This is a genomic window from Phenylobacterium sp., from assembly GCF_031412415.1.
Lineage (GTDB): Bacteria > Pseudomonadota > Alphaproteobacteria > Caulobacterales > Caulobacteraceae > Phenylobacterium.
On record NZ_JANOCX010000410.1, the window covers coordinates 1 to 5,144 of the forward strand.

At 68.0% G+C, this 5,144-nt stretch carries 5 protein-coding genes; 2 read left to right on the forward strand and 3 right to left on the reverse strand.

The window, feature by feature from the left end:
• Positions 1–169 precede the first annotated feature (169 nt).
• The gene (locus RMO04_RS19135) at positions 170–811 is read right to left on the reverse strand and encodes a helix-turn-helix domain-containing protein (protein ID WP_309646362.1); all 642 of its coding nucleotides are present in this window, start codon (positions 809–811) and stop codon (positions 170–172) included.
• Between the two features lie 168 nt (positions 812–979).
• Here RMO04_RS19135 and RMO04_RS19140 point away from each other — a divergent pair, with 168 nt between their 5' ends.
• Complete coding sequence (locus tag RMO04_RS19140) at positions 980–2,119, forward strand: acyl-CoA dehydrogenase family protein (protein WP_309646363.1); 1,140 nt, start codon at positions 980–982, stop codon at positions 2,117–2,119.
• Here the strand turns inward: RMO04_RS19140 and RMO04_RS19145 are convergent.
• A complete protein-coding gene (locus RMO04_RS19145) occupies positions 2,116–3,093 on the reverse strand; it encodes a nitronate monooxygenase family protein (RefSeq protein WP_309646364.1) in 978 nt (325 codons plus the stop codon). The genes RMO04_RS19140 and RMO04_RS19145 overlap by 4 nt on opposite strands.
• A gap of 79 nt (positions 3,094–3,172) precedes the next feature.
• Positions 3,173–3,958, reverse strand: a complete 786-nt coding sequence (locus RMO04_RS19150) for an SDR family oxidoreductase (protein WP_309646365.1) — start codon at positions 3,956–3,958, stop codon at positions 3,173–3,175.
• A gap of 146 nt (positions 3,959–4,104) precedes the next feature.
• Here RMO04_RS19150 and RMO04_RS19155 point away from each other — a divergent pair, with 146 nt between their 5' ends.
• Positions 4,105–4,896: a glutathione S-transferase family protein gene (locus RMO04_RS19155; RefSeq protein WP_309646366.1), complete on the forward strand. Its 792-nt coding sequence runs from the start codon at positions 4,105–4,107 to the stop codon at positions 4,894–4,896.
• Positions 4,897–5,144 lie beyond the last annotated feature (248 nt).

The following is a 5,144-nucleotide window of genomic DNA, read 5'->3' on the forward strand; positions in this document are numbered from 1 at the left end:
ATCGCCGCGAAGGTCGCTGGCTGACGAAGCGCGCTGCCCGACGTCCCCACCCGCCGCGCCTACAGGCCGCGACGCCCGCCCTCCCCAGCCCGGGAGGGAGGGCGTTTCCGTGTCAGCTCGCCAGCCTGGCGTGTTTGGCGAAGGGGCTGAGACCCAGCCAGGACTGCATCTACGTCGCCAGGCTTCGGTCGCCGGTAAGCGTCATACGCCCCGAGGTCAGGGCGCCAGCGACGGTCTCATGCCCCATCCAGATCGCGGTCATCTCGCGCAGGTCGCTTACGACGAAGAGGTCGACATCGAACCCGGGATCCACGGAGCAGAGGTCCACAGGCATGTCCGGCTCGACGATCAGCCACCAGTGACGGTGCGCCGCCGGCGCGTCCGGATACTGGAACTGGATCACACTGCGGCGCGCGGGCATGGGCGTGGTGTTCAGGCCGCGGCGCATGTCCCACATGAGCAGTTGGGCGTCGAGATGTTGCAGGCTGAGCTCGCTCGCGACCCACCGCTGCCCCCAGATTCCGAAGGCGTCGACAATAGGACCCAGCTCGTTTCCGGCTTCCGTCAGGCGATATTCGTGAGCTCCAGGCTCGCCGGGCGCCGGGTCGCGCCGCACAATGCCGGCCAGCTCAAGATCCTTCAGTCGCTGAGACAGCAGCGCGGGGGACATGCGCGGCACGCCGCGCCGCAGGTCGTTGAACCGCGTTGAGCCGGCGACAAGCTCGCGCAGCAGAACGATGGTCCACCGCGCGCCCAGAACCTCGGCGGCCATCGCGACCGGGCAGAATTGCCTGTAGCTTCCCTGGGTCATCGTCCGTCCTCCATCCAGGCTTGGCGCAAAGCTAACGCTGAGGAGCGGCGGCGAGCTAGTTCATTTTCTGTATCGGGCCGGTTCAGTTCCTGAACTAGCCCCTCGTGACGCGACTTGAGATTGTTCCTTCAGACGGCTGGGGCCACCCCCAAGCTCAAGGAAACCGACATGTTGCTGGAAAAAAACACAGACACCGCCCCGATCGACTGGCTGGCCCGTGCCGACGCCGTCGCCGGGGACATCGCCGCCCAGGCCGCGCGTCACGACGCGGAAGACACCTTCGTGTTCGACGCCTATGCCCGCCTGAAGGCCGAGGGCTTCTTCAGCGCCCTGGTCCCCGTCGAACTGGGCGGATCGGGCGCGAGTTTCACCGAGATCTGCCAGGTGATCCGCCGCCTAGGCGCCGCCTGCGGCTCCACGGCCCTCGCCTTCTCGATGCACACCCACCTGGTTGCCGTGGCCGCATGGCGCTGGCGGGTCCAGGGCGCCCCGACCGAGGGGCTGCTCAAGCGTGTCGCGGCAGAGAACCTGATCCTCGTGTCCAGCGGCGGGTCGGACTGGCTGAAAAGCGCCGGCGACGCCGTGAAGGTCGAAGGCGGCTTCAAGATCACCGCCAGGAAGATCTTCTCCAGCGGTTGCCTGGCGGGCGACCTGCTCTCCACGAGCGCGGTCTATGACGACCCGGAAGCCGGCGCGACCGTGCTGCACTTCGCCGTGCCGTTGAAGGCCGAGGGCGTGACCATCGCTGACACCTGGCGAACCCTGGGCATGCGCGGCACCGGCTCGCACGACGTCCAACTGACCGAGGTCTTCGTGCCCGACGCCGCCATCGCGGGCCGCAGGCCTCAGGGCGCCTGGCACCCGCTTTTCCACGCCATCTCGAAGATCGCCTTCGCCGCCATCTATTCGGCCTATGTCGGCGTGGCCGACGGCGCGCGAGCCAAGGCGCTGACGATGGCGCGCAAGAAGGCCGATGACGGGCATCTGGCCTATCTGGTCGGGGAGATGGAGAACGCGCTCCACATCGCCGAGGTCATGCTGGCGGACATGATCGCGCTCGCCGAGACCGACGCCATCGGACCCGAGGTGACGGGCCGCGCCATGATCGGGCGGACCGTCGTCGCGCAATCGGCGATCAAGACCGTCGAGCGCGCCATGGAGGTCGCCGGCGGCGCTTCGTTCTACCGCGACGCCGGGTTGGAGCGCGCTTTCCGCGATATCCAGGGCGCGCGGTTCCACCCGCTTCAGGAAAAGCCCCAGCTCCGCTATGCAGGCCGCCTGGCGCTGGGCTGGGACATCGACGGCTAGGCGTCGACCTTGACGCGCAGCTTCGAGGCCCGCTCCAGGGCGGCCTCGGCGTCGGCCACCAGGCGGCGCACGATCTCGGCGGCGGGGAGCACCTCGTGGACCCCGCCGGCCGATTGCCCCATGGCGAAGCAGGACTTGTCGGGATCGAGACCCTCGATCTGGCCGCCGATCCCGCCCATCACGCCCGCGCGGCTGGACAGCATGGCCTGCATCGGGAAGGCCTGAATGTCCTGCGGCCGGGTCTCCCAGTCCTCGACATAGGGGTTCTTGCGCACCCGCATCGGCTTGCCGGAATACGACCGGGTGCGGATCGTGTCCTCGTCCGCCGCCTCGATGATGGTCTGGCGATAGAGCTCGCCCGCATGGGCCTCGTCGCTGGCGATGAACCGCGTGCCCATCCAGACGCCCACGGCGCCCAGCGCGAGCGAGGCGGCCAGGCCGCGGCCGTCATAGAGGCCACCGGCCGCCACCACCGGGATCTTCACGGCCTCGACCGCCTGGGCCACAAGGGGCATGGTGCCGACCAGGCCGGTATGGCCGCCGCCCTCGCCGCCCTGGCAGATCACGGCGTCACAGCCGGCCTGCTCGGCCTTGACCGCGTGCTTCACCGCCCCGCAGACCACCATGACCTTGAGGCCAGCCTTCTTCAGCTTCTCCATGATCGGCATGGGCACGCCCAGGCCCGCCACGAAGCTGGAGGCGCCCTCTTGGATGATGATCTCCACCGAGGCCGTCAGGCTCTCAGGCGAGGCCGCGAGCAGATCGACGCCGAACGGCTTGTCGGTCAGCGACTTCACCTTGCGCATCTCGTCGCGGATAAAGTCGGGCGAGCGCCCGGCCATGCCCAAGACGCCATAGCCGCCGGCGTTCGAGACGGCCGCGGCGAGCTCGGCGTAGGAGACGCCGCCCATCCCGGCCAGCATCACCGGGTGCTTGACCCCCAGCAGGTCGCAAAGCGGAGTATGCAGGCCCATCGAAATCCTCCCGAATTTTATTCCGGGAGGATGGCGCCGGGCGCGGGTGAATGAAACCGTGACCCGACGTCACTGACGATCAGAAGATCCCGTAGCCGCCGTCGATCAGGAAGCTGTCGCCGGTGTGGAAGCTGGAGGCGTCGGAGGCGAGGTAGACCGCCATGCCGCCAAAGTCCGCCGGCTGGCCCCAGCGGCGCACCGGCACGCGCTTGATCACCGCGTCGTTGAATTTGTCGTTGCCCTGGGCGCCGGCCGTCATGTCGGTGGCGATCCAGCCCGGCAGGATGGCGTTGGCGCGGACGCCATAGCGGGCATGTTCCACGGCGATCGCCCGGATCATGGAGATCACCGCGCCCTTGGTCGCCGCGTAGGCCTCGTTGCGCGGGGCGCCGTCGTAGGCCGAGAGCGAGGAGATCACGACCAGCGAACCGCCCGCCTTGTCGCCCGACCCGGCCCGCTCGACCATGTGCTTGCAGGCCTCGCGGAAGGTGAAGAACACACCGTCCAGATTGACCGCCAGCACTCGGCGATAGGTCTCGGTGGGGAACTCGGCGAACGAGGTGGCGCCGCCGCCGATCCCGGCGTTGGCGATCACGGTGTCGATGCGGCCCATCTTGGAGACGGCCTCGACCATGCCGGCGCGCACGGCGTCTTCGTCGGCCACGTCCACGACCTGGGACATGACCCGCACGCCCACGCTGGCGAGCTTCGCCTCGGCGTCGGTGTTCTTCTTGGGATTGGAGCCCCAGATCACCATGTCGGCGCCGGACTGGGCCAGAGCCTCGACCATGCCGAAGCCGATGCCGCCATTGCCGCCGGTGACCAGCGCCACCTTCCCCGTCAGATCGAATGGCTTATAGGCCATGGCCGCCTCCCTGGTTTTTTCGAACAGTTGTTCGGAGAAGGACCCCCTGACGCCACGGGCGTCAAGCGCGGGTTCCGTTGACTTCCCTACCGTCCGGGTCGTCCGATCAGGCCGCGCCGCCGAGGAGCGGCAGGGAGGCCCAGGCCATGCTGACGCTCTACGATCACCCGCTTTCGCCCTACGCCCAGAAGGTCAAGATCGCCATGCGCGAGAAGGGGTTGGCGTTCCAGACTCTGGCCCCCGGCGGGCTCGGCGCGGGCGGGGCGGCCGGCGACTTCGTCACGGCCAATCCGCGCGCGGAGGTGCCCGCCCTGGTGGACGGCGATGTCTCGGTCTTCGATTCCACGATCATCCTGGAGTACCTGGAGGACGCCTATCCCGAGCCGCCCATGCTGCCGGCCGGCGCCGCCGACCGCGCCCGCGTGCGGATGATCGAGGAGGTGATGGACGCCCACTTCGAGGCTATCAACTGGGGCTTGTCGGAAATCCGCTGGTTCCGCCGCGCCGAGGGCGAACTGGCCCAGGCCTTGTTGGCCAAGGCCGCGAGGCAGACTCAAGGCTTCTTCGCCTGGCTGGATGGTCAGCTCGGCGACCGGCCCTGGTTCAACGGCGAGACCTTCGGTTGGGGCGACCTGTCGGTGGTCCCCTACCTCAACGGCTCGGTCGGTCACGGCAACCCGCCGGCCAAGGGTTCCAAGCTCTCGGACTGGCTGGCCCGCGCCAATGCCCGACCCTCGGTCGGCGCGACCAACGACGAGGCGCGGACGCCCGCCTCGACCTCCGCCATGCCCAATGTCGCCGAGCTGGTCGAGAAGGGCCTGTTCAAGCGCGAATACCGAGACCACCGCCTGGAATGGATGATCAAGAGCGGCGGAACCGAGGTGGTTCTGCGCGGCCTGGAGCGCAAGAACATCCGGTTCAGCCCGGAGTTCGGCTAGCGTGGCACACTGACGTTCGACGTTCTGGCTGAATGGCAGACCCACACGCCATGGTAGAAAATCGAATCCCTCGTGGAGATAGCGGCATGCGACGGTGTTTTGCTGCGACATTGATCCTGGTCGCGTTGACCGCTTCTTGCGACCGCCCCCGAGGCCGTTCTTATCCCGAGCTCGACCGTATCGGTTGGAGCTTGAAGGCGCAGGACACAACCTTATCGCTGCTGACCGGCATGGGCGAGCAGTGGGAC